18 protein-coding genes are annotated in these 20,868 nt (G+C 67.2%); 13 read left to right on the forward strand and 5 right to left on the reverse strand.

Annotation, left to right across the window (positions count from 1 at the left end):
* The first annotated feature begins 4 nt into the window (after window positions 1–4).
* Window positions 5–1,327, forward strand: a complete 1,323-nt coding sequence (locus J2848_RS20175) for a class I SAM-dependent methyltransferase (RefSeq protein WP_246194452.1) — start codon at window positions 5–7, stop codon at window positions 1,325–1,327.
* 40 nt (window positions 1,328–1,367) lie between these two features.
* Here the strand turns inward: J2848_RS20175 and J2848_RS20180 are convergent, their stop codons facing one another.
* Together J2848_RS20180 and J2848_RS20185 are read right to left on the reverse strand one after the other, a co-directional pair.
* The gene (locus tag J2848_RS20180; RefSeq protein WP_149235231.1) at window positions 1,368–3,527 is read right to left on the reverse strand and encodes a malate synthase G; all 2,160 of its coding nucleotides are present in this window, start codon (window positions 3,525–3,527) and stop codon (window positions 1,368–1,370) included.
* 173 nt (window positions 3,528–3,700) lie between these two features.
* Entirely contained in the window at window positions 3,701–4,849 is a 1,149-nt protein-coding gene (locus tag J2848_RS20185) for a hypothetical protein (RefSeq protein WP_149235230.1), read from the reverse strand.
* 207 nt (window positions 4,850–5,056) lie between these two features.
* On the opposite strand from J2848_RS20185, the gene J2848_RS20190 reads away from it, so the two are divergent.
* From J2848_RS20190 to J2848_RS20240, 11 genes are all read left to right on the forward strand, one after another.
* On the forward strand, window positions 5,057–6,130 hold the full coding sequence (locus J2848_RS20190) for a hypothetical protein (RefSeq protein WP_149235229.1): 1,074 nt from the start codon (window positions 5,057–5,059) through the stop codon (window positions 6,128–6,130).
* The gene (locus tag J2848_RS20195) at window positions 6,127–6,552 is read left to right on the forward strand and encodes a phage holin family protein (protein ID WP_149235228.1); all 426 of its coding nucleotides are present in this window, start codon (window positions 6,127–6,129) and stop codon (window positions 6,550–6,552) included. The genes J2848_RS20190 and J2848_RS20195 overlap by 4 nt, the downstream gene beginning before the upstream one ends.
* 11 nt (window positions 6,553–6,563) lie before the next feature.
* Window positions 6,564–7,586, forward strand: a complete 1,023-nt coding sequence (locus J2848_RS20200) for a hypothetical protein (protein ID WP_149235227.1) — start codon at window positions 6,564–6,566, stop codon at window positions 7,584–7,586.
* Window positions 7,587–7,895: 309 nt separating this feature from the next.
* Entirely contained in the window at window positions 7,896–8,366 is a 471-nt protein-coding gene (locus tag J2848_RS20205; protein ID WP_149235226.1) for an SUF system Fe-S cluster assembly regulator, read from the forward strand.
* A 45-nt stretch (window positions 8,367–8,411) separates the two neighbouring features.
* Window positions 8,412–9,896, forward strand: coding sequence for a Fe-S cluster assembly protein SufB (gene sufB / locus J2848_RS20210; protein ID WP_149235225.1), 1,485 nt, complete (start codon window positions 8,412–8,414; stop codon window positions 9,894–9,896).
* 80 nt (window positions 9,897–9,976) lie between these two features.
* Window positions 9,977–10,729: a Fe-S cluster assembly ATPase SufC gene (gene sufC, locus J2848_RS20215; RefSeq protein WP_149235224.1), complete on the forward strand. Its 753-nt coding sequence runs from the start codon at window positions 9,977–9,979 to the stop codon at window positions 10,727–10,729.
* Window positions 10,729–12,096 (forward strand): Fe-S cluster assembly protein SufD, encoded by a 1,368-nt coding sequence (gene sufD, locus J2848_RS20220; protein ID WP_246194450.1) that lies wholly within the window; start codon window positions 10,729–10,731, stop codon window positions 12,094–12,096. The genes sufC and sufD overlap by 1 nt, the downstream gene beginning before the upstream one ends.
* A 2-nt stretch (window positions 12,097–12,098) precedes the next feature.
* Window positions 12,099–13,361 (forward strand): cysteine desulfurase, encoded by a 1,263-nt coding sequence (locus tag J2848_RS20225; protein WP_149235223.1) that lies wholly within the window; start codon window positions 12,099–12,101, stop codon window positions 13,359–13,361.
* A complete protein-coding gene (sufU, locus tag J2848_RS20230) occupies window positions 13,358–13,825 on the forward strand; it encodes a Fe-S cluster assembly sulfur transfer protein SufU (RefSeq protein ID WP_098738187.1) in 468 nt (155 codons plus the stop codon). Before J2848_RS20225 ends, sufU begins: the two co-directional genes overlap by 4 nt.
* A gap of 15 nt (window positions 13,826–13,840) precedes the next feature.
* Window positions 13,841–14,302 carry an iron-sulfur cluster assembly protein gene (locus J2848_RS20235; protein WP_149235222.1) on the forward strand — a complete coding sequence of 154 codons (462 nt, stop codon included), beginning with the start codon at window positions 13,841–13,843 and terminating at the stop codon, window positions 14,300–14,302.
* A gap of 22 nt (window positions 14,303–14,324) precedes the next feature.
* Window positions 14,325–14,669 (forward strand): HesB/IscA family protein, encoded by a 345-nt coding sequence (locus J2848_RS20240; protein ID WP_149235221.1) that lies wholly within the window; start codon window positions 14,325–14,327, stop codon window positions 14,667–14,669.
* A gap of 187 nt (window positions 14,670–14,856) precedes the next feature.
* Here J2848_RS20240 and J2848_RS20245 read toward each other — a convergent pair whose 3' ends face one another.
* Together J2848_RS20245 and hmuQ are read right to left on the reverse strand one after the other, a co-directional pair.
* Window positions 14,857–15,750 carry a pirin family protein gene (locus J2848_RS20245; RefSeq protein WP_149235220.1) on the reverse strand — a complete coding sequence of 298 codons (894 nt, stop codon included), beginning with the start codon at window positions 15,748–15,750 and terminating at the stop codon, window positions 14,857–14,859.
* A 34-nt stretch (window positions 15,751–15,784) separates the two neighbouring features.
* Window positions 15,785–16,111: a heme-degrading protein HmuQ gene (gene hmuQ / locus J2848_RS20250; protein WP_109865215.1), complete on the reverse strand. Its 327-nt coding sequence runs from the start codon at window positions 16,109–16,111 to the stop codon at window positions 15,785–15,787.
* Window positions 16,112–16,572: 461 nt separating this feature from the next.
* Here hmuQ and J2848_RS20255 point away from each other — a divergent pair, with 461 nt between their 5' ends.
* A complete protein-coding gene (locus tag J2848_RS20255; protein WP_149235219.1) occupies window positions 16,573–19,587 on the forward strand; it encodes an MASE3 domain-containing protein in 3,015 nt (1,004 codons plus the stop codon).
* A 39-nt stretch (window positions 19,588–19,626) separates the two neighbouring features.
* Here the strand turns inward: J2848_RS20255 and J2848_RS20260 are convergent, their stop codons facing one another.
* Entirely contained in the window at window positions 19,627–20,736 is a 1,110-nt protein-coding gene (locus tag J2848_RS20260; RefSeq protein ID WP_149235218.1) for a branched-chain amino acid ABC transporter substrate-binding protein, read from the reverse strand.
* Window positions 20,737–20,868: the final 132 nt, after the last annotated feature.

Below are 20,868 nucleotides of genomic sequence, written 5' to 3' on the forward strand. Positions count from 1 at the left end.
CATTTTGACCGCTGACCCTGTATTGCACGAGGCGCGCGCCCTGATCGACGCGCGCCGTTACCGCCCCGCCCTGCGCCTGCTGCGCGGTGCAACCACATCCTCTGGTGTCGAGCGGCTCCATCTGCTCGGTCTGGCCCATCTTGGCCATCGCGGTCCGGCGGCGGCCATCGCCTGCCTGCGTCGGGTGCTGGCCGACAGCCCCGCAGACGCCGACCGGCTGGCCACCCTCGCCAGAGCCCATCAGGCCGACAACGCTCCCCTCCCCGCGGTAAACTGGCTGGAGCGCGCACTGCGCGTCGCTCCCGGCCGTCCGGACCTGACCGCCGCGCTGGCCGGTGCCTTGCGCCGCGACGCCCGCTACAGCGACGCGATCGCCCTGACCCGCGAGGCGCTGACCGCCGGCGACCGCTCCCCCGACATCCGCTTCGAAGCCGCGACGGCCGCAGCCTATCTCGGGCATGACGACGAGGCTCTCGCGCATTTCAACGCGCTCCTGGCCGACGACCCCGAGCATGCCGCGGCATGGTTCGGCAGCCACGCCCAGGCACTCCACCATCACGGCCCGGACGAAGCGCTGCGCCGCCTGCGCCGCGCCACCCGCTGTGGCGGCGCCGCCGGCAAATACTGGGGCTATCTCGCCGCCACCCTGCGCCTGCTCGGCCGGGATGCCGAGGCCGACGCCGTGGAAGCGGCGGAGGTCGGCGACAACCCGAAGCGCCGCCCGCTGCCGGACGGGGCCAAGGCGCTGCTCCCCAGTCTGTCGGCCGACTTCCGCCTGTTCGGCAACAGCGGCCGGCTGCTGCGCCACGCGCTGGCCTGTGCCGCCACACCGGGTCTGGTGCTGGAGTTCGGCGTGCGGCGCGGCACTTCGCTCGACCATATTGCCGCGGTGGCGGGCCAGGAGGTCCACGGCTTCGACTCGTTCGAGGGGCTGCCGGAAGGCTGGGTGAACTCGCCCCGTGGCGTGCTGACCACCGGCAGCCAGTTGCCGCCGGTGCGCGACAACGCCCGCCTGCATGTGGGGTGGTTCGAGGACAGCCTGCCGCCCTTCCTCGCCACCCATCCCGGGCCGGTACGCTTCGTCAATGTCGACAGCGACATCTACGCCTCGGCCCGCACGGTGCTGACCGCGCTCGCGGATCGGGTGCGGCCGGGCACCGTCATCGTGTTCGATGAATATATCGGCAACCACAGCTGGCGCGATGACGAGTATCGGGCGTTCCAGGAATTCGCCGCGGAGAATTCGGTAAGGTACGAGTATTTCGCGGCCAGCCCCTACACCAAGCAGGTGGCGGTGCGCATTCTGGAAATTAGGCACACAGGTTAGGGTGCGGCGGGGACGAAACGCCCCCGCCACCGAAATATACTCAACCGGCCGCCTTCACCTGACGGCGGCGCGCATGCAGGACCGGCTCGGTGTAGCCGTTCGGCTGGACGCGGCCCTTGAACACCAGATCGCAGGCGGCCTGGAAGGCGATGCTGCCGTCGAAATTGCCGGCCATCGGCTTGTACAGCGGGTCGCCGGCATTCTGCTTGTCGACGACGGCGGCCATCCGCTTCATGACCTCCATCACCTGGGCCTCGGTGCAGATGCCGTGATGCAGCCAGTTGGCGATGTGCTGGCTGGAGATGCGCAGGGTGGCGCGGTCCTCCATCAGCCCGACATCGTGGATGTCCGGCACCTTGGAGCAGCCGACACCCTGGTCGATCCAGCGCACCACATAGCCGAGGATGCCCTGGGCGTTGTTCTCCAGCTCCTGCCGGATCTCGTCCTCCGACCAGTTGGGGCGGTCGGCGAGCGGGATGGTCAGGATGTCGGACAGGGCGGCAGCCTGCCGCTTGGCCAGCTGGTCCTGCACCTCGGCCACATTCACGGCGTGATAGTGGGTGGCGTGCAGGGTGGCGGCGGTCGGCGACGGAACCCAGGCGGTGTTGGCGCCGGCCTTCGGGTGGCCGATCTTGGCGACCAGCATGTCCGCCATCAGGTCGGGCATCGCCCACATGCCCTTGCCGATCTGGGCACGGCCCTTGAGACCGGCGCGCAGCCCGACATCGACATTGTTGTCCTCATAGGCCGAAATCCACTTGGTGGCCTTCATCGCCGCCTTGCGGACGACCGGGCCGGCCTCCATCGAGGTGTGGATCTCGTCGCCGGTGCGGTCGAGGAAGCCGGTGTTGATGAACACCACGCGGTCCTTGGCGGCGCGGATGCATTCCTTGAGGTTGACGCTGGTGCGCCGTTCCTCGTCCATGATGCCGACCTTGAGGGTGTTGCGGGCCATGCCCAGCAGATCCTCGACGCGGCCGAACAGCTCGTCGGCGAAGGCGACCTCTTCCGGCCCGTGCATCTTCGGCTTCACGATGTAGACCGAGCCGGCGCGGCTGTTGCGAAGCCCACCCTCGGCCTTCAGGTCATGCAGCGCGATCAGCGAGGTGAAGACGCCGTCGAGGATGCCTTCCGGCGCCTCGCTGCCGTCGGACAGCTTGACCATGTCGATGGTCATCAGGTGGCCGACATTGCGGACCAGCAGCAGGCTGCGGCCGTGCAGGGTGACGCTGCCGGTCGGCGTGGTGTAGGTGCGGTCCGGGTTCAGCCTGCGGACGATGGTCTTGTCGCCCTTGGGGAAGCTGGCCTCCAGCGTGCCCTTCATCAGGCCCAGCCAGTTGCGGTAGGCGACAACCTTGTCCTCCGCGTCCACGGCGGCGACCGAATCCTCGCAGTCCTGGATGGTCGACAGCGCCGCTTCCAGCACCACGTCGACGATGCCGGCCGCGTCGTCCTTGCCGATCACGCTGCTGCGGTCAATGCGGATTTCGATGTGGGTGCCGTTCTGCACCAGCAGCACGGCCGACGGCGAGGAAGCCTCGCCCTGCCAGCCGACGAAGGCGGCCTTGTCCTTCAGCCCGGTCTTGCCGCCGCTCTTCAGCGTCACCGCCAGCGCGTCACCCTCGACGACGTAAGCAGTGGCGTCGGCATGGCTGCCCTCGGCCAGCGGAACGCTGTCGTCGAGGAACTTGCGGGCCCAGGCGATCACCTGCGCGCCGCGGGCGGCGTCATAGCCGCCGGCCGCCGGGGTGCCGGGGATGGCGTCGGTGCCGTACAGCGCGTCATACAGGCTGCCCCAGCGCGCATTGGCGGCGTTCAGGGCGTAACGGGCGTTGGTGATCGGCACCACCAGCTGGGGGCCGGCGAGATAGGCGATCTCCGGATCGACGTTGCCGGTGCCGACGGCGAAGTCGCCGCCCTCCGGCACCAGATAGCCGATCTCGCGCAGGAAGGACTCGTATTCGGCCTGATCGAAGACCTTGCCGCGGCGGGCGGTGTGCCACCCGTCGATCTGCGCCTGCAAATGATCGCGCTTGTCCAGCAGAGCCTTGTTGCGCGGCGCCAGCTCGTGCAGAAGCTGGTCGAGGCCGGTCCAGAGACGGTCGGCGTCGACACCGGTCCCCGGCAGCGCCTCGTCATTGATGAAGTCGTACAGCGGTTGGGCGATTTCGAGGCCGCCGCGGCGGATCCAGTTGCTCATCTCGTTGCGTGTCCCATTCTCTTGCGCTCGGTTCGCAGACTCCTCTCCGGGAGTCTTGGTTCATCGGTTATCGCGTCTTCCGCGCGAGCCGGTCAACACAATGTCGCACCGCAGCGTATGGAGAAATGGTAGCAGACGGCGACGGTCCAATAAGTCGCAGAAGGCCAGCAGTTTCAGGCCAGCAGATTCAGCACCGCGGCCGCCTGGGCGCCCAATGGGGCGGCCGAAGCGGCGGCGGGCGAAACGGCCGCAACCTCCGTTCCATCCTCCTCGCCATCGCCGAGCAACCCCGCGGCCCCAAGCGCCTCGCCGGACCCAAGCGCCGCCATGCGCAGGGCGTTGACCTCCTTCTGGGCGGCCTCGACCATCTTGTCGTCGGCCTTGAACCCTTCCCGCCGCTCGCGCCGCCGCTTTTCCGACTCGTCCAGCATGTTGGCGGCTTTCGCCTCGCCGATGATGCGCTTAGAGGTGGCGAGCACCCCCTCCACCCGCTGGCCAAAGGTGTCGGCCTCGCGGTAACGCGACATCTTCATGGTGTTGTCGGCCATCAGCTGCTGGATCATGGCACTCCGACCACCGGTGCCACCCGTCGCGGCGGATGCCGAATTGCCCCCGCTCAAGCCGCCGCCGCCCAGGCCCGACAGCACATCCTGCACCAGAGTCTGGATATCGTCCGGCAGTTGGCCGTCCTGCCCCGCAGCCGCAACTGCGGAATCCGACTCCGCCCCGGCATCGGCGGCCATCAGGTCGGCAGCACTCTCCGCCGAAGCCCCCTCCCCCGTCGAGACGCCGATGGTCAGCGTCACCTCGGTCTGTTGCAGGGTCAGGCTGGTGCTGCTGCGGGTGATCGTCGTCTCCGACGACAGCATCGTGCCGCCGCCGGTAGCGGCACTGCTGTCGCCGGGCAGCCCCATCTCCGCCGCGGCCTTCATGCCGGCGCCATACTCCTTGGCGGCGCGCCCGGCCTCGCGCGCCAGCAACGCCGCCTCCCGCGCCAGGGAGGCCAGCTTCTGCGGATCGCCCTGGGCGAAGCGCATCGCCAGTTTCAATTGCTCGATCTTGCGTTCGACCTGCTCCAGCCGGGTGGCGGCGGCCTGCTTGGGCCCGCCGACCCGCCGCGCTTCCTCAAGCGCCGCCTGGGCACTGGCATGGTCGCTCTGCCATTTGGTGGCGGCCTGGGTCAGCGCCTGCGCGCGCTCCGCCTTCTGGGCGAGCTGGCCCTGGGCGTCTTTCGCCTGAAGCTCCTTCTCCCACGGCTTCTTCGCCTGTTGCAGGCGGAAAAGTCCGGCCTGGCCGTCGGCCACCACGCTGAAGACACTCATGCCGCCACCCCCCGGCCCGGCCGCACCAAGTTGTTCGCGGGAAAGTTTAGCACATTCGCGGCAACTGTCCATTTCGCGCAGGGCGTGCGTGGAACCCTGAAGGCATGGCTGGTGTTTCACTTCCCGACACCCGCTTCCGCAACGGGCGGTTTGAAGCCGCAGGCGCGGAGCCACGGAATACCGGAATCCCCGAGGAGGAAAGACAAGATGCCGAACCGCGACATGACCGGCACCGGCGGACCGACCCCGACCGGCTCCACCACCGGAAGTTCCACCACTGGAAGTTCGACTGCCGGAAGCCCGTCTGCCGGGAATTTCGCTGCCGGCAGCTCCAATACCGGCTCCAACATCGGCAGCAGCGTCGACGAGATGAAGAAGACCGTCAACCGCGCCGCCGACGACGTGATGTCCACCGGGCGCGAGACGCTGGGCAATGCCCAGGGCCGCATCCGCTCGCTGCTGGAACAGCAGACCGGCCGTGCCGCCGACCAGCTGGGCGGGGTTGCCAACGCCCTGCACAAGGCCGCCGAGCAGCTGAACCAGGAGAATGGCGGCGTGGTGGCCGACTATGCCGAGCAGGCCGCCGGCCGCGTCGAACGCGTCGCCGACATGCTGCGCGACGCCAATGTCGACGACATCGTCGGCGAGGTGGAGAGCTTCGCCCGCCGCCAGCCGGAGGTGTTCATCGGCGCCGCCTTCGCCGTCGGCTTCCTCGCCGCGCGCTTCATCAAAAGCTCCAGCGACCGCCGGATGCACCGCGCCTCGACCTCGCTGCGCGGTAACGCGCACCCGTCGCAGACCGTCCGCACCGCACGCGGCGCCTCCTACGACACCGGGCGCGACCAGAACCGCGATATGGGACGCGGTTCCACTCCCAGCCGCGGCATGGCCGGCGGCATCGGTGAATCCGTCAGCCGCAGCACGCCCTCCCATAGCGCCGACACGCCGACGACCGGTTCCTCCAGCGTGAACACCGGCCATCTGGCCGGCCGTATGGAGTCGGAACGCGGATCGGAGCGCCTGGGTGAGCCGAAGCCGGCCGCCGGCCGCATCGGCATGCCGTTGTCCACCGCCCCGGCCTCCGTCACCGGCCGCAGCGCCTCGCCGTCGGCTGATACGGCGCTCGGCACCAGCACCCTCGGCACGCCGGCCGGCGTTTCGGGTGCCACCGGCAGCGCCGGCAGCACCGCGAACTCCGGCACCACCGGGATCAGCGGCACGCAGGGCGGGGCCGCTGGAACCGCCTCCTCCACCTCCAAGCCGCAGGGACAGCGTCCATGAGCGCCGCCGAGAACCGCTATGACGAGCCGCGGGATCCGCGGCAGGACCGGCCGCTCGCCGGCCTGTTCGCCGATCTCGCCCGCGAATCCGCCAACCTCGCCCGATCCGAGATCGCGTTGGCGAAGGCCGAGCTGACCGACAAGGCCACCGAGGCCGCCGGCGGCGTGGCCTTCATCGCCGTCGGCGGACTGGTCGCCTTCGCCGGCGTCCTGGTCCTGCTTGCCGCTGCGGTTCTCGGCCTGTCCAACGTCCTGGCCCCGTGGCTGTCCGCGCTGATCGTCGGCGTGGTGGTTCTGGCGGTGGGCGGCATCCTGGCTTACGTCGGCAAGAACCGGCTGAGCCCCGCCAACCTCCGCCCCCGCCGCACCATCAAGACGCTGGACGAGGACAAGCGCTGGGCCAAGTCCCAGCTTGCCCGCTGAGGGGCCGCCCTATGACGGACGACGATCGTCAATCCAAGGATCTCGACGCCCTGGAGGGCGACATCCGCGCCAGCCGCGCGCGCATCGGCGGCACCGTCGAGGCGCTGCGCGACCGGACATCCCGTCTGCGCGGCAGTCTGACGCGGTGGTCCCCCCAATCCCTGATGGAGAATTCGATGAAGCATACCTATTCGCCGTCGACGCCGGACACCCCGTCCCAGCGTGCCCACCTGCATCAGAACGACCGTTACGAAAGCGGTCAGGCCGTCCACTACAATCGCCGGCACTCCCAGTCCTCCGGCTCCATGCTGAGCAGCGTGACCAGCAACCCCATCCCGCTGGCGCTGGTCGGCATCGGGTTGGGTTGGCTGGCCCTGTCCAGCACCGGCTACGACCGCCGCATCGCCCGGTCCGGCACCATCCGCTCCGCCCGTCACCGCATGGGCGACGCCGTGGACTACGCCCGCGAATCGCTGAGCGGTGCCGGCGAAAGCGTCCGCAACGCCGCCAGTTCGGCCTACGACAGCGCCTCGGGCGCGGTCAGCTCCGCTTACGACAGCGCGTCCGGCACCGTCAGCGGCATGATGGGCGGTTCCGACAACGACCACCCGTCGGGCCGGAGTGACCTTCATAACCAGCGGCAGTCGCAGGGCTATGTCAGCCGCGGCATGTCGCGCCTGTCCTTGATGACGCCGTCGACCGACCATCTGCGCCACCGCGCGCATGACATGTCGACCGGCTTCTGGGACCTCGTCGAGGATCATCCCATCGTCGCCGGCGCCATGGGTGTGGCGCTGGGTGCGGCCATCGGCGCCGCCCTGCCCGGCACCCGCTATGAGAACCAGTGGGTCGGCGACTATGCCGACGAGGCGACCGAGCGCGCCAAGGCCATCGCCATGGATGCGCTGGACCGCGGCACCCGCGCCGCGCAGGCGGCGGCCCAGACCGTGGTCGAGTCGGCCAAGGAAGACGTCCGCGACGTCGTCTCCGAAGCCACCAGCGCCGCCCGCGAGGAAGTGAAGAAGCCGGGCTGACCGCCCGCCCTCACCCACACCGGAAAACCCCGCGCCCTCCCGGCGCGGGGTTTTCCGCATTTGAAATGCCCCTGCCCCCGCGACAAACCGCCGCACCACCTCCCCTCACCTGCGGCTTCGCAGTAGCGTGACGGCAGACACCACGCTATAACCAAGCGCCGTTGACGGGTATTGCCGGCGTATCAGCCATGCAAGGCTGCGAAAGCCGCGGAAACCCTGCACTTTAATCGACAAACGCCCCTTGCCCCCCGGAGCAATCAGGACTAAATTGGTCCTGTATTCGAAACCGGGGCGGAACGGGGTGCGGGCATGATCCGGCTGAGCAAGCTGACCGACTATGCCATCGTCGTGTTGAGCGAGATGGCGCGCCAGGTCGGCACGGTCCATACCGTCGCCCATCTTGCCGACCGCACCGGCGTTCCCGCTCCCACCGTCGCCAAGCTGATGAAGGCGATGACGCCGGCGGGGCTCACCACCTCGCAGCGCGGCGCCGCCGGCGGTTATGCGCTGAGCCGGCCCGCCGATGCAATCTCCATCGCGGAAATCATCACGGCGCTCGACGGTCCCATCGCGCTGACCGCCTGCGTCGACGGCGCCGACAGCCAGTGCGGGGTGGAGCAACTTTGCCCCATGCGCGGCGGTTGGGAAAAGGTGAACCGCGCCATCCGCGGCGCGCTGGAGGAGGTGACGCTGGCCGACATGATGGTCCCGATCACCTTCCCGGCCCCGGCAGCCGCAACGACTTCCACAGCCGCCCAGCCGGCCCGCCCTGCGCACTGAACGGCGCGCACCGAACAGCATTCTTGAGAAGGACGAGGCAAAGCCATGGCCGCCCAACCGGAAACCGTCGAGCAGGTCCGCGCCGTCACGGAGCAGAAGTACAAGTACGGCTTCACGACCGACATCGAGGCCGACGTCGCGCCCAAGGGCCTGAACGAGGACATCGTCCGCTTCATCTCCGCCAAGAAGGAGGAGCCCGAGTGGCTGCTGGACTGGCGCCTGAAGGCGTTCCGCGTCTGGCAGACGATGGAGGAGCCGCAATGGGCCGCCGTCAGCTTCCCGCCCATCGACTATCAGGATGCGCATTACTATGCAGCACCCAAGAAGAAGGTCGGGCCGAAGTCGCTGGACGAGGTCGATCCCGAACTGCTGAAGACCTACGAGAAGCTGGGCATCCCGCTGCGTGAGCAGGAGATCCTGGCCGGCGTCGAGGGGTCGGAGGGCAAGAGCCCGGCCATCGCCGTCGACGCCGTGTTCGACAGCGTGTCGGTCGCCACCACCTTCAAGGCGAAGCTGGAAGAGATGGGCATCATCTTCTGCGCGATCTCCGAGGCGGTGCAGAAGCACCCGGAACTCGTGAAGAAGTATCTCGGCTCGGTGGTGCCCTACACCGACAACTACTATGCGACGCTGAACTGCGCGGTCTTCACCGATGGCAGCTTCGTCTACATCCCCAAGGGCGTGCGCTGCCCGATGGAGCTGTCGACCTACTTCCGCATCAACCAGGCCAACACCGGCCAGTTCGAGCGGACGCTGATCATCGCCGACGAAGGCGCCTATGTCAGCTATCTGGAAGGCTGCACGGCGCCCAAGCGCGACGAGAACCAGCTGCACGCCGCGGTGGTCGAGCTGGTGGCGATGGACGACGCGACCATCAAATACTCGACGGTCCAGAACTGGTATCCGGGCAACGAAGAGGGCGTCGGCGGCATCTACAACTTCGTCACCAAGCGCGGCGCCTGCCGCGGCAGGAACTCCAAGATCTCCTGGACGCAGGTCGAGACCGGCTCCGCGATCACCTGGAAGTACCCGAGCTGCATCCTGCAGGGCGACAATTCGGTGGGCGAGTTCTATTCCGTCGCCATCACCAACAACTTCCAGCAGGCCGATACCGGCACCAAGATGATCCACATCGGCAAGAACACCCGCTCGACGATCGTGTCGAAGGGCATCTCGGCCGGCAAGGCGCAGCAGACCTACCGCGGCCTGGTCAAAATCCTGCCGCGGGCCGAGGGTGCGCGCAACCACACCCAGTGCGACAGCCTGCTGATCGGCGACAAATGCGGCGCCCACACGGTTCCCTACATCGAGAGCCGCAACCGCTCCGCCCGCATCGAGCATGAGGCGACGACGGCCAAGATCAGCGAGGACCAGCTGTTCTACTGCCGCCAGCGCGGCATCTCGGAAGAGGACGCGGTGTCCCTGATCGTCAACGGCTTCTGCAAGGAGGTCCTGAAGGAACTCCCGATGGAATTCGCCGTGGAGGCGCAGAAGCTGGTGGGCATCAGCCTGGAAGGCAGCGTGGGCTGACACCCACCGAAGGAAAATCGACAGAACGTGAAGACCGGACGGCGTGCCGGCGGCCTGAAGAAGACAACGAGGCGAAGACGATGATCGAAATCAAGAACCTGCACGCCACCGTGGACGGCAAGGAAATCCTCAAGGGCGTCGACCTGACCATCCGCCCGGGCGAGGTCCATGCCATCATGGGGCCGAACGGCGCCGGCAAGAGCACCATGTCCTACGTCCTCGCCGGCCGCGACGGCTACGAGGTCACGGAAGGGTCGGTCACCTATTATGGCAAGGACCTGCTGGCGATGGAGCCGGAGGAACGGGCGGCCGAGGGCGTCTTCCTGGCCTTCCAGTATCCGGTCGAAATCCCCGGCGTCGGCAACACCACCTTCCTGAAGACAGCGATCAACGCCATCCGCAAGCATCGCGGCGAGAAGGAACTCGACGCCATGCAGTTCCTCAAGCTGATCCGCGAGAAGACCAAGGCGCTCGGCATGAACGACGAGATGCTGAAGCGCGCCGTCAATGTCGGCTTCTCCGGCGGTGAGAAGAAGCGCAACGAGACGCTGCAGATGGCGGTGCTGGAGCCGAAATTCGCCATCCTCGACGAGACCGACAGCGGTCTCGACATCGACGCGCTGAAGATCGTTGCCGAGGGTGTCAATGCCCTGCGCTCGCCGGACCGCTCGATGCTGGTCATCACCCACTACCAGCGCCTGCTCGACTACATCGTTCCCGACCATGTCCATGTGCTGGCCGCCGGCCGCATCGTGAAGTCTGGCGGCAAGGAACTGGCGCTGGAGCTGGAGAAGAACGGCTACCGCGACTTCGGCGCGAGCGAGGCGGCGTGATGACGGCCCACCATTCCCCTCTCCATCCGATGACCTACTCGACGCGCGGCGCCGATCCGGCGACGGCGACGGCCTTCCTGGCGCCGCTCGATCAGGTGGGCGCCGGCCTGCCCGGCAGCGGCCTGTCCTGGCTGACCGAGTTGCGCGCCGCCGGCCGCGAGCGCTTCGCCGCCGTCGGCCTGCCGACGATCAAGAACGAGAGCTGGCGCTACACCAACCTGCGCGACCTCGCCAAGGTCAGCTTCCAGCCGGCCGCTCCGGCGGCGGCCACCATCGACCTGCTGCCGACCGTACGGGCCGAAGGGCAAGATGGCCCGCGTCTGGTCTTCGTCGATGGCCGTTTCCGCGCCGACCTGTCCTCGGTCGAGGGCCTGCCGCCGGGTGTCGAGCTGCTGAGCCTCGCCGCCGCCCTGACCAGCCACACGGATCTGCTAGCCGACCACATCGGCCGCCTCGCCGCGGCGGACGACCGTCCTCTGGTCGCGCTCAACAGCGCCTACCTCGCCGACGGTCCGGTGCTGCATGTGCCGGCCGGCGTCCAGGTCGAACGCCCCATCGAGCTGGTCTTCGTCTCGGTCGGGACCGAGGCGCAGGCGACCTCCTGCCACCCGCGCAGCCTGCTGATCGCGGAAGCCGGGTCGAAGGCGGTGGTGGTCGAACACCATGTCGGCCGCGGCGCCGGCACGACGCTGGCCAACCACGTCACCGAGGTCTTCGTCGGCGAAGGCGCCACCCTGCACCATTACAAGTCGCAGCGCGAAGGCACCGGCGCCATCCACCTGTCGCACATCGCGGCGACGGTGGCGACCGGCGGCTGCTACGACAACTTCATCCTGACGACGGGTGCCAAGCTGTCGCGCAACGAGGTGGTCAGCCGGCTGGACGGCACCGAGGCGCGGACGCATGTCAGCGGCGGCTATCTGGTCCGCGGCACCCAGCATGCCGACACCACCACACTGATCGTCCATGCCCAGCCCAACGGCACCAGCCGCGAGGTCTACAAGGGCGTCATCGACGACACGGCGCGGGCAGTGTTCCAGGGCAAGATCACGGTCTGCCCCGACGCCCAGAAGACCGACGGCTATCAGTTGAACCGCGCCCTGCTGCTATCGGACGGGGCCGAGATCGACAGCAAGCCGGAACTGGAAATCCACGCCGACGACGTGAAATGCAGCCACGGCTGCACGGCGGGCGAACTGGACGACGACGCGCTGTTCTACCTGCGCGCCCGCGGCATCGACCGCGACACCGCCCAGGGCCTGCTGATCGGCGCCTTCCTGTCGGAATCCCTTGAGGAAATCGCTGAAGAGTCGATCCGCGACGCCTTCCAGGGGATCGTGGCCGGCTGGCTGGAGGAGCAGAAGTAACCATGTCCGATGCCATCCTGAACCAAGCCTACGACGTGCAGCGGGTGCGGGAGGATTTCCCCATCCTCGCCCGCAGCGTCCACGCCAGGAAGGGAAAGCCCGGCAAGCCGCTGGTCTATCTGGACAGCGGGGCCTCCGCCCAGAAGCCGCGTCAGGTCATCCAGGCCATGACCCGCTTCCTGGAGGAGGATTATTCCAACATCCACCGCGGCGTTCATTTCCTGTCGCAGACCGCGACCGACCAGTTCGAGGCGGTGCGTGCCAAGGTCGCGCGCTTCCTGAACGCGCCGAACGACCGCTGCATCGTCTTCACCCGCAGTTCGACCGAAGCGATCAATCTCGTCGCCAGCAGCTATGGCCGGACCTTCCTGAACGAAGGCGACGAGGTCATCCTGTCGATCATGGAGCATCACGCGAACATCGTTCCGTGGCAGCTGCTCCAGGCCGAGAAGAAGATCGTCATCAAGGTCGTGCCCTGCGACGAGGACGGCGTCCTCGACATGGACGCCTACCGCGGCCTGCTGTCCGACCGCACGAAGCTGGTGGCGATCACCCACTGCTCCAACGTGCTGGGCACCGTCACCCCGGCGAAGACCATCGCCAAGCTGGCGCATGAGCGCGGCGTGCCCGTCCTGTTCGACGGCAGCCAGGCGGTGGTGCACGGCATGGTCGACGTGCAGGACATCGACGCCGACTTCTACGTCTTCACCGCGCACAAGCTCTACGGCCCGACCGGCCTCGGCGTGCTCTACGGCAAGTACGACCTCCTGAAGAAGATGCCTCCCTACCAGGGCGGCGGCGACATGATCGAGAGCGTCACCTTCGAAGGCACCACCTTCAAGGCGCCGCCGTCGCGCTTCGAAGCCGGCACCCCGCCGATCACCGAGGTGATCGGCCTGGGTGCCGCCATCGACTATGTCGAGGCTCTTGGCCGCGACGCCATTGCCGCGCACGAGCACGACCTGCTGCAATACGCCACCCAGCAGCTGTCGCAGGTCGAGGGTCTGCGCATCGTCGGCACCGCACCCGGCAAGGGGCCGATCATCTCCTTCGCGCTGGAGGGGGTGCACCCGCACGATGTCGGCACCATCGTCGACCAGTATGGCGTCGCCGTGCGCGTCGGCCGCCATTGCGCCGAGCCGCTGGCCGAGCGGTTCGGCGTCGGACCGACCGTCCGCGCCTCCTTCGGCCTCTACAACACCCGGGAGGAGGCCGACGCGCTCGTCCAGTCCCTCCAGGCGGTCAAGGAGTTCTTCGGAGCATGATGGACGATCTGCGCGAGCTGTATCAGGAAGTGATCCTGGATCACGGCAAACATCCCCGCAACTTCCGCCATCCCGACGACGCCAACCGCGAGGCGAAGGGCGAGAACCCGATGTGCGGCGACCGCTTCATGGTCTATTTGACCCTGAAGGACGGGGTGGTCGACGACGTGGCCTTCCAGGGCCGCGGCTGCGCCATCTCCACCGCCAGCGCCTCGATGATGACGGAGCTGGTGCACGGCAAGACGGCGGCGGAGGCGGAAAAGCTCTTCCACGCCTTCCACGAGCTGTGCACCCAGGACGAGCCCGACATCCCGGAGGGTGTCGATGACGAGACCATGGAAAAGCTGATGGTGATGTCCGGCGTGCGCCAGTTCCCGGTGCGGGTGAAGTGCGCGACGCTGGCCTGGCACGCCATGAACGCCGCACTCCATGGCGAGGCTTCGGCCTCCAGCGACCAGTTTTGACGGAAGGGGATCGAGATGCCCGATGAAGCCCTGACCCAGCGCCCGATGGCTCCCAATCCGGCCGAAGCCGAGGCGCAGTTGAAGGCCGACGCGGCGGCCAATGCGACGAATGCGGCTCCGGAAGCCAAGGACTTCGCCCCGATGCCCCAGCCTCCCGAGGGCTACGACCCGCGGGAGGAGATCATGGATCGCGTCGTGGCGGCCATCAAGACCTGCTACGACCCGGAAATCCCGGTCGACATCTGGGAACTCGGCCTGATCTACCGTGTGGACATGGATGGTCAGCGCAATGTCGAGATTGATATGACGCTGACCAGCCCCATGTGTCCGGTGGCCGGCGAACTGCCCGAGCAGGTCCGTCAGGCCGTGCTGGGCGTCGAGGACGTCAACGAGGTCAAGATCGAGCTGGTGTGGGAGCCCCCGTGGCACCAGGGCATGATGTCCGAGGAAGCCCGCCTGCAACTGGATATGTTCTGAGCCGTATTAGGAGACCGTCACCATGGCCCGCCCCCTGCCCAAGGCGCTCACCATCACCGACGCCGCCGCGGAGCGCGTCAAGACGCTGATGTCCAAGGCCACCGACGACATGGTCGGCCTGCGCATCGGCGTGAAGGCGCGCGGCTGCTCCGGCCTCAGCTACGACGTTCAGTATGCCAAGGAAAAGATGAAGTTCGACGAGGTGGTGGAGGACAAGGGCGTCACCATCCTGATCGACCCGGCCGCCGTGATGTTCCTGATCGGCAGCGAGATGGACTATGTCGACGACAAGTTCCAGACCGGCTTCGTCTTCAAGAATCCCAACGAGAAGGGCCGCTGCGGCTGCGGCGAGAGCTTCCACGTTTGAGTCCCCTCTCCAGCCCCTTAGTCCCCTCTCCCCCCCGGGGAGAGGGTTAGGGTGAGGGGGTCGCGAGGCGAGGACGTTCAAGGGTCGCGCACTCTCCACCTTACACAAGATGCACCCCGTGCATCCCCCTCACCCCGACCCTCTCCCCAGGGGGGAGAAGGGAGAATTGAGAGGCAGAACTCCCCCCTCACGACATCGGATTGGCCGCCGGCTTCGGCATCTCCGGCAGCGGAATGAACTCGCTGTTGTCGAGATCCGGCAGCTTCATCCGCCCGGCCCGCCAATCGGCCTTGGCCTGTTCGATCCGCTCCTTCGACGACGACACGAAGTTCCAGTCGATGAAGCGCTGCCCCAGCGGCTCGCCGCCGATCGCCATCACGATGGCCTGCGTGGCGGCGGTCAGTTCCGCCGGATATCCGGGGGCAAAGACGACCATCCGTCCCGCTTCGAAACGCTGCCCTTCCACCTCGACCGCTCCCGTCACCACATAGGCGGCACGCTGCCACCCGTCCTCCGGCAAGGACACGCGGGCGCCGGGGGCAAGGTCCCAGTGGATGTAGAACAGCGGCGAATGGGTCCTCACCCCCGCCTTCGCCCCGAACGCCTCGCCCGCCACCAGCCGGCCGCGCACGCCGCCCTCCTCGAAGACCGGAAGATCGCCGGTGCCGTAATGGGCGAAGGCCGGGTCGGTCTCCTCATCCGCCTCGGGCAGGGCGACCCAGGCCTGGATTCCGTGCATCGTCCCGCCTTCCATCCGGGCGCGCTCGAACCGTTCAGAATGGGTGATGCCGCGGCCGGCGGTCATCCAGTTCACCTCGCCCGGCCGGATCGCCTGTTCGGAGCCCACGCTGTCGCGGTGCATGATCTCGCCCTCGAACAGGTAGGTGACGGTGGACAGGCCGATGTGCGGGTGGGGGCGCACGTCGACGTCGCGGGGAAGGCCCGGCTGGAAATCGACCGGCCCCATATGGTCGAAGAAGACGAAGGGGCCGACCATCCGGCGCTGAACGAAGGGCAGAACCCGCCCGACCTCGAATCCCCCGAGGCTCTTGCGGCGCTGTTCGATCACCAGATCCAGCATGGGTCTTCCTCCCGACGGTTGTACCTTGTTTCGTTCAGGCGTTCGGATCGCGCGGCACGGTCTGGATGACCTCGAACCCCTCGAACTCCGGCGGCCCGACATACAGCGGCTTGCGGGCGCCGGCGTTGCCATGGGCGTTACGGAACGCCTCCGACCGCGTCCAGTCCAGGAAGGCCGCCTCCGACTCCCACACGGTGTGGGACGAATAGAGCCGGTATTCCTCGCGGTCCGGCCCGCGCAGCATGTGGAACTCGACGAAGCCCGGCACCTTGTGCAGATGCACCTCGCGGTTCAGCCACACCTCCTCGAACTCCTGCTCGGCCCCGTGGCGGACCTTGAAACGGTTCATCGCGATGAACATGCGGCTTTCCTTATCCAGGGTGACAACGGGTCCGACTCGTTCGAGGATAGAGGTTGGGAGCCTTGCCCGGCAATCAACCTGACGCAAGTCCTCCACCATGGCGGAAGCCCGCCGCGCCCGGAATGCTGGAGCAGCAGGATTTCCCAACGCTATCAACTGTTTGGAGCGTGTTTTCTTCGTCACTTCCACAGGGCATCATGGGCTGGGGTAAAATCCGCGCTCCCTCCCCTGTCCTGGGCGCCCCCGCATGCACCACCCCCACAGGCTCCCGCCTTCTCCGTTCCCTCCCGGCGGATGGAACCATGGAACACCCCTGGAAAAACGTTTCACGATGTTTCAAACGTTCAATCCGGTAAGGGTCGGCAGTCTATGGACCACTTACGTCGTTAAGCTCTAATATACGCAAAAGAGGTATAAGAACCGCGGACCGGGCAATCGATCCAGCGGCCGGGGGAAGAAAAATGACTGAAGCAGGCCCAAAGCAGAGGGGAGAGGCGCAAGGACGTGCCGAAGACCGTGCCCAAGGCCGTTCCAGGCCACCCGGCGCCATCGCCACACTCGTCACCCTCTGCGTTCCTTTCCTTCTGGTGCTTCAGGCCACCCGGTTTCCCGGATCGGTGGAGCTGGCGCACTACCTGCCGCTGCACAGCTTTTTCGAAATCTTCGCCATCGCCGTCGCCACCCTGATCTTCGCCATCGGCTGGCACGCCCACACCGACGAGACTCCGCCCGCCCTGCTGGTGCTCTCCACCGCTTTCCTCGGGGTGGCTCTGCTCGATTTCGGGCATCTGCTGTCCTATGCCGGGATGCCCGATTTCGTGACGCCGTCCGGCCCGGAAAAGGCGATCGCCTTCTGGCTCGCCGCCCGCCTGATGGCGGCACTCGCCCTGCTGATGGCGGCTGTCCTGCCTTGGCGGAAGGGTTCGGCGACGCTGCGCTACCCGCTGATCGGCGGCGTGCTGCTGGCGACCGCGGCGGTCTTCTGGGTTGTGCTGTGGCACCCCGACCTGATGCCCCGCACCTATGTGGCCGGCGATGGACTGACGTCGCTGAAGGTGGCGGCCGAATATGTGCTGGTCCTTCTCTATGCCGGCGCGGCCCTGATCTTCCACCGCCGCCGTCGCGGGGCACACGCGCTGGATGTCCGCCGTCTGGTGATCGCCGCCATCGCCATCGCGATCAGTGAACTGTGCTTCACGCTCTATCTCAGCGTCTACGACCTCGCCAATGTCGCCGGGCATGTCTACAAGGTCATCGGCTACTGGTATCTGTACCGCGCGGTGTTCGTCACCGCGGTCCATCACCCCTACGACGCCCTGCACCGCTCCCAGCGCGACCTGTGGCGGGAAAAGGAGCAGGCGCGCGTCACGCTGCTGTCGATCGGCGACGGGCTGATCGCGACCGACACCGCCGGCCGCGTCACCCTGATGAACCCGGTGGCCGAGCGGCTGACCGGCTGGACGGTGAGCGAGTCCGCCGGCCGGCCGGTGGCCGAGGTGTTCGACATCGAGAATGCCGAAACCGGGGAACGGGTGCCGGTGCCGGTCCAGCAGGTGTTGGAGAACGGCGAGATGGTTGGCCTCGCCAACCACACCGTGCTGGTGGCGCGCGGCGGGACCCGCAGCCACATCGCCGACATGGCCTCTCCCATCCGCGACCGCGACGGCGCGCTGCACGGCGTCGTGATGGTCTTCCAGGACGTCACCGAGACCTATGCCGGCCGCGAGGCGCTGAAGGACAGCCTGTCGCTGAACACCGGCATCCTGGAAAGTGCCGCCTGCGGCATCATCGCCACCACGCTGGATGGCGTCGTCCGCGTCTTCAATCGCGAGGCGGAGCGCATCTTCGGCTACCGGTCGGCGGAAATGGTCGGCACCACCGACCTGCCGCGGCTCTATGACCAGGACGAACTGCGCGCCCATGCCAAAGGCCTCGCCATGGAACTCGACCGTCCGGTCCAGCCGGATTTCGCGGCACTGGTCACCCGCACCCGCTGCAGCGGCCGGCCGGAGCCCAGTGAATGGACCGGCCTGCGCAAGGACGGTGCCCGCATCTCCGTCTCCACCGTCACCAGCGTGCTTCGCGACAGCGGCGGTGCGGTTCGCGGCTACCTGACCGTGGTGATGGACGTCACCGAGAGGAAACGGGCTGAGCGGGAGATCGAAAAGCTCGCCTATTACGACCCGCTGACCAACCTGCCGAACCGCCGCCTGCTGCTGGAGCATCTCGACGTCCATCTGCGGGCGGCCCGGCAGGGCGGGCGTTGCGGTGCGCTGATGTTCCTCGACCTCGACGACTTCAAGGGGCTGAACGACGCCCGCGGCCACATCGTCGGCGACACGCTGCTGCGCGAGCTGGCGGCGCGGCTGACCGCCACGCTGCGCAAAGGCGATCTGGTCAGCCGGCTGAGCGGCGACGAATTCGTCATCCTGCTGCCCGACCTGGGCGCCACACGGGAAGAAGCGACTGCGATCGCCTGGCGGGTGGCGGAAAAGCTCCGGCTGGCCGTCACCCAGCCTTTCCAGCTCGACCGTTGCGAACACAGCATTTTCGCCAGCATCGGTCTGACCGTCTTCCCCAAGACGCCGGACGAGTCGGTGGAGGATCTGCTGAAGCAGGCGGACACCGCCATGTATGCCGCCAAGGACGGCGGGCGGAACACCGTCCGCGACTACGACCCCGCCATGCTGATCGATGCTCAGGCCCGCCTGCTGCTGCAACAGGATCTGCGCAAGGCGGTCGATGCCGGGGAATTCACCCTGTTCCTACAACCGCAGACCCGGGCCGACGGCACGCTGGTGGCGGCGGAGGCGCTGATCCGCTGGCAGCATCCGCAACGTGGCTTCGTCGCCCCCGGCGCCTTCATCGCGGTGGCGGAGGACTCAGGCCTGATCCTGCCGCTGGGCGACTGGGTCCTGATGGAAGCCTGCCATGTGCTGCGCCGGCTGGCCGACGCCGGCAGCGATTGCCACCTGTCGGTCAACATCAGCCCGCGTCAGTTCCGTCAGCAGACCTTCTGCGCCGGCGTCATCGCCGCCCTGCGCACCACCCGCACCGATCCGGGCCGCCTGACGCTGGAGATCACCGAGGGCATCGCGGTCGGCGACTGTGCCGACACCGTCGCCAAGATGTCGGAGCTTGCAGCCTTCGGCATTTCCTTCTCGCTGGACGATTTCGGCACCGGCTTCTCTTCGCTGTCCTACCTGACGCGGCTGCCGGTGGGAGAAATCAAGATCGACCGCTCCTTCGTCCAGGATGTCGACCGCAACAGCCACAATGCCGTGCTGGTGGAGACGATGCTGTCGATCGCCAGCCGTCTTGGGTTGAAAGCGGTGGCGGAAGGGGTGGAGACCGTGGCGGAGCGGGACTTTCTGGAAGACCGTGGCTGCACGATCTTCCAGGGCTATTACTTCGACCGGCCGATGCCCGTCGAAGACTTCATCACCAAATACGCGAAAGAGCCGGCCCATGCATGAAAGATTGGAATGAAAGATGGGCCGGCTCCCTTGGCGGGATTACTTCTGGGCCATCATCTTGGGTTGACCGTTGCTCCAGACATACATGACGTAGTTCGGCTTGGTGATGTCGCCCTTCTTGTCGAACTCCACCGGGCCGACAACCGTGTCATAGCTGCCGGAATGCAGGGTCTTGGCCAGCTTTCCGCTGTCGGCGCTGCCGGCCTTCTGCAGACCCTCGGCGATCACCTGGACCGCGGCGTAGCTATAGAAGGCGAAGTTGCCCGGCTCCGGCAAGCCGGCCTTCTTGAACGAGGCGATCAGTTCCTGGGCCTTGGGATCGCTGGCCGCCGACGGGCTGTCGGTGTACAGCGTGCCCTCGCCGGCCGGACCGGTGATCGACCAGTATTCCTGGTTGTTCAGGCCGTCGCCGGCGATGAACTGCGGCTTCATTCCCTGTTCCTGCGCCTGACGGACGATCAGGCCCAGTTCCGGATGGTAGCCGCCGTAGTAAACGGCGTTGATGCTCTTGTCCTTCAGGCTGGTGATCAGCGCCGAAAAGTCCTTCTCGCCGGCCGTGACCGACCCGCGATAGGCGACCTTGCCGCCGGCCTTCTCCAGCGTCTCCACCACGACGTCGGCCAGCCCCTTGCCATAGGCCTGCTTGTCGTCCAGCACGGCGATGTTCTTGCCCTTGAAGGTCTGGGCCAGATAGTTGCCGGCAACCACGCCCTGCTGGTCGTCACGGCCGCAGACGCGGAAGATGTTCGGATGGCCCTTGGCGGTCAGCAGCGGGTTGGTGGCGGTCGGGGTGACCATCACCACGCCCTCCTCCTGGTAGACGTCGGCCGCCGGGATGCTGGCGCCGGAGCAGAGATGGCCCACCACCGCCGTCACCTTCTCGCGCACGAACTGGTTGGCGACGGCCACCGCCTGACGCGGGTCGCAGGCATCGTCGCCCACCTTCAGCACCAGCTTCTGACCCAGCACGCCGCCCTTGGCGTTGATGTCCGCGACCGCCTGCTTGGCACCATACACCGACTGCTCGCCCAGCGCCGCGACCGGGCCGGTCGTCGCCGTGCCCAGGCCGATCACGATATCGGCCTGCGCCGTGCCGAAGCCGGCCAGCAGCGCCGTCGCGCTGACGAAGGAAAGGACGGTGAGACGCATGATTGGTTCTCCCAGGATGACCATTTTGTGCGGGACCATGTCCGCCAGCCCCGGCATGGTTTCTTTTCTGACCGATACGACAGGATTTTGAAAGCGCGATCATGGGTTTCGCAGCGCTCCGACGGCAGCCGC

It is taken from the genome of Azospirillum lipoferum, assembly GCF_024170005.1.
GTDB classification, from domain to species: Bacteria; Pseudomonadota; Alphaproteobacteria; order Azospirillales; family Azospirillaceae; genus Azospirillum; species Azospirillum lipoferum.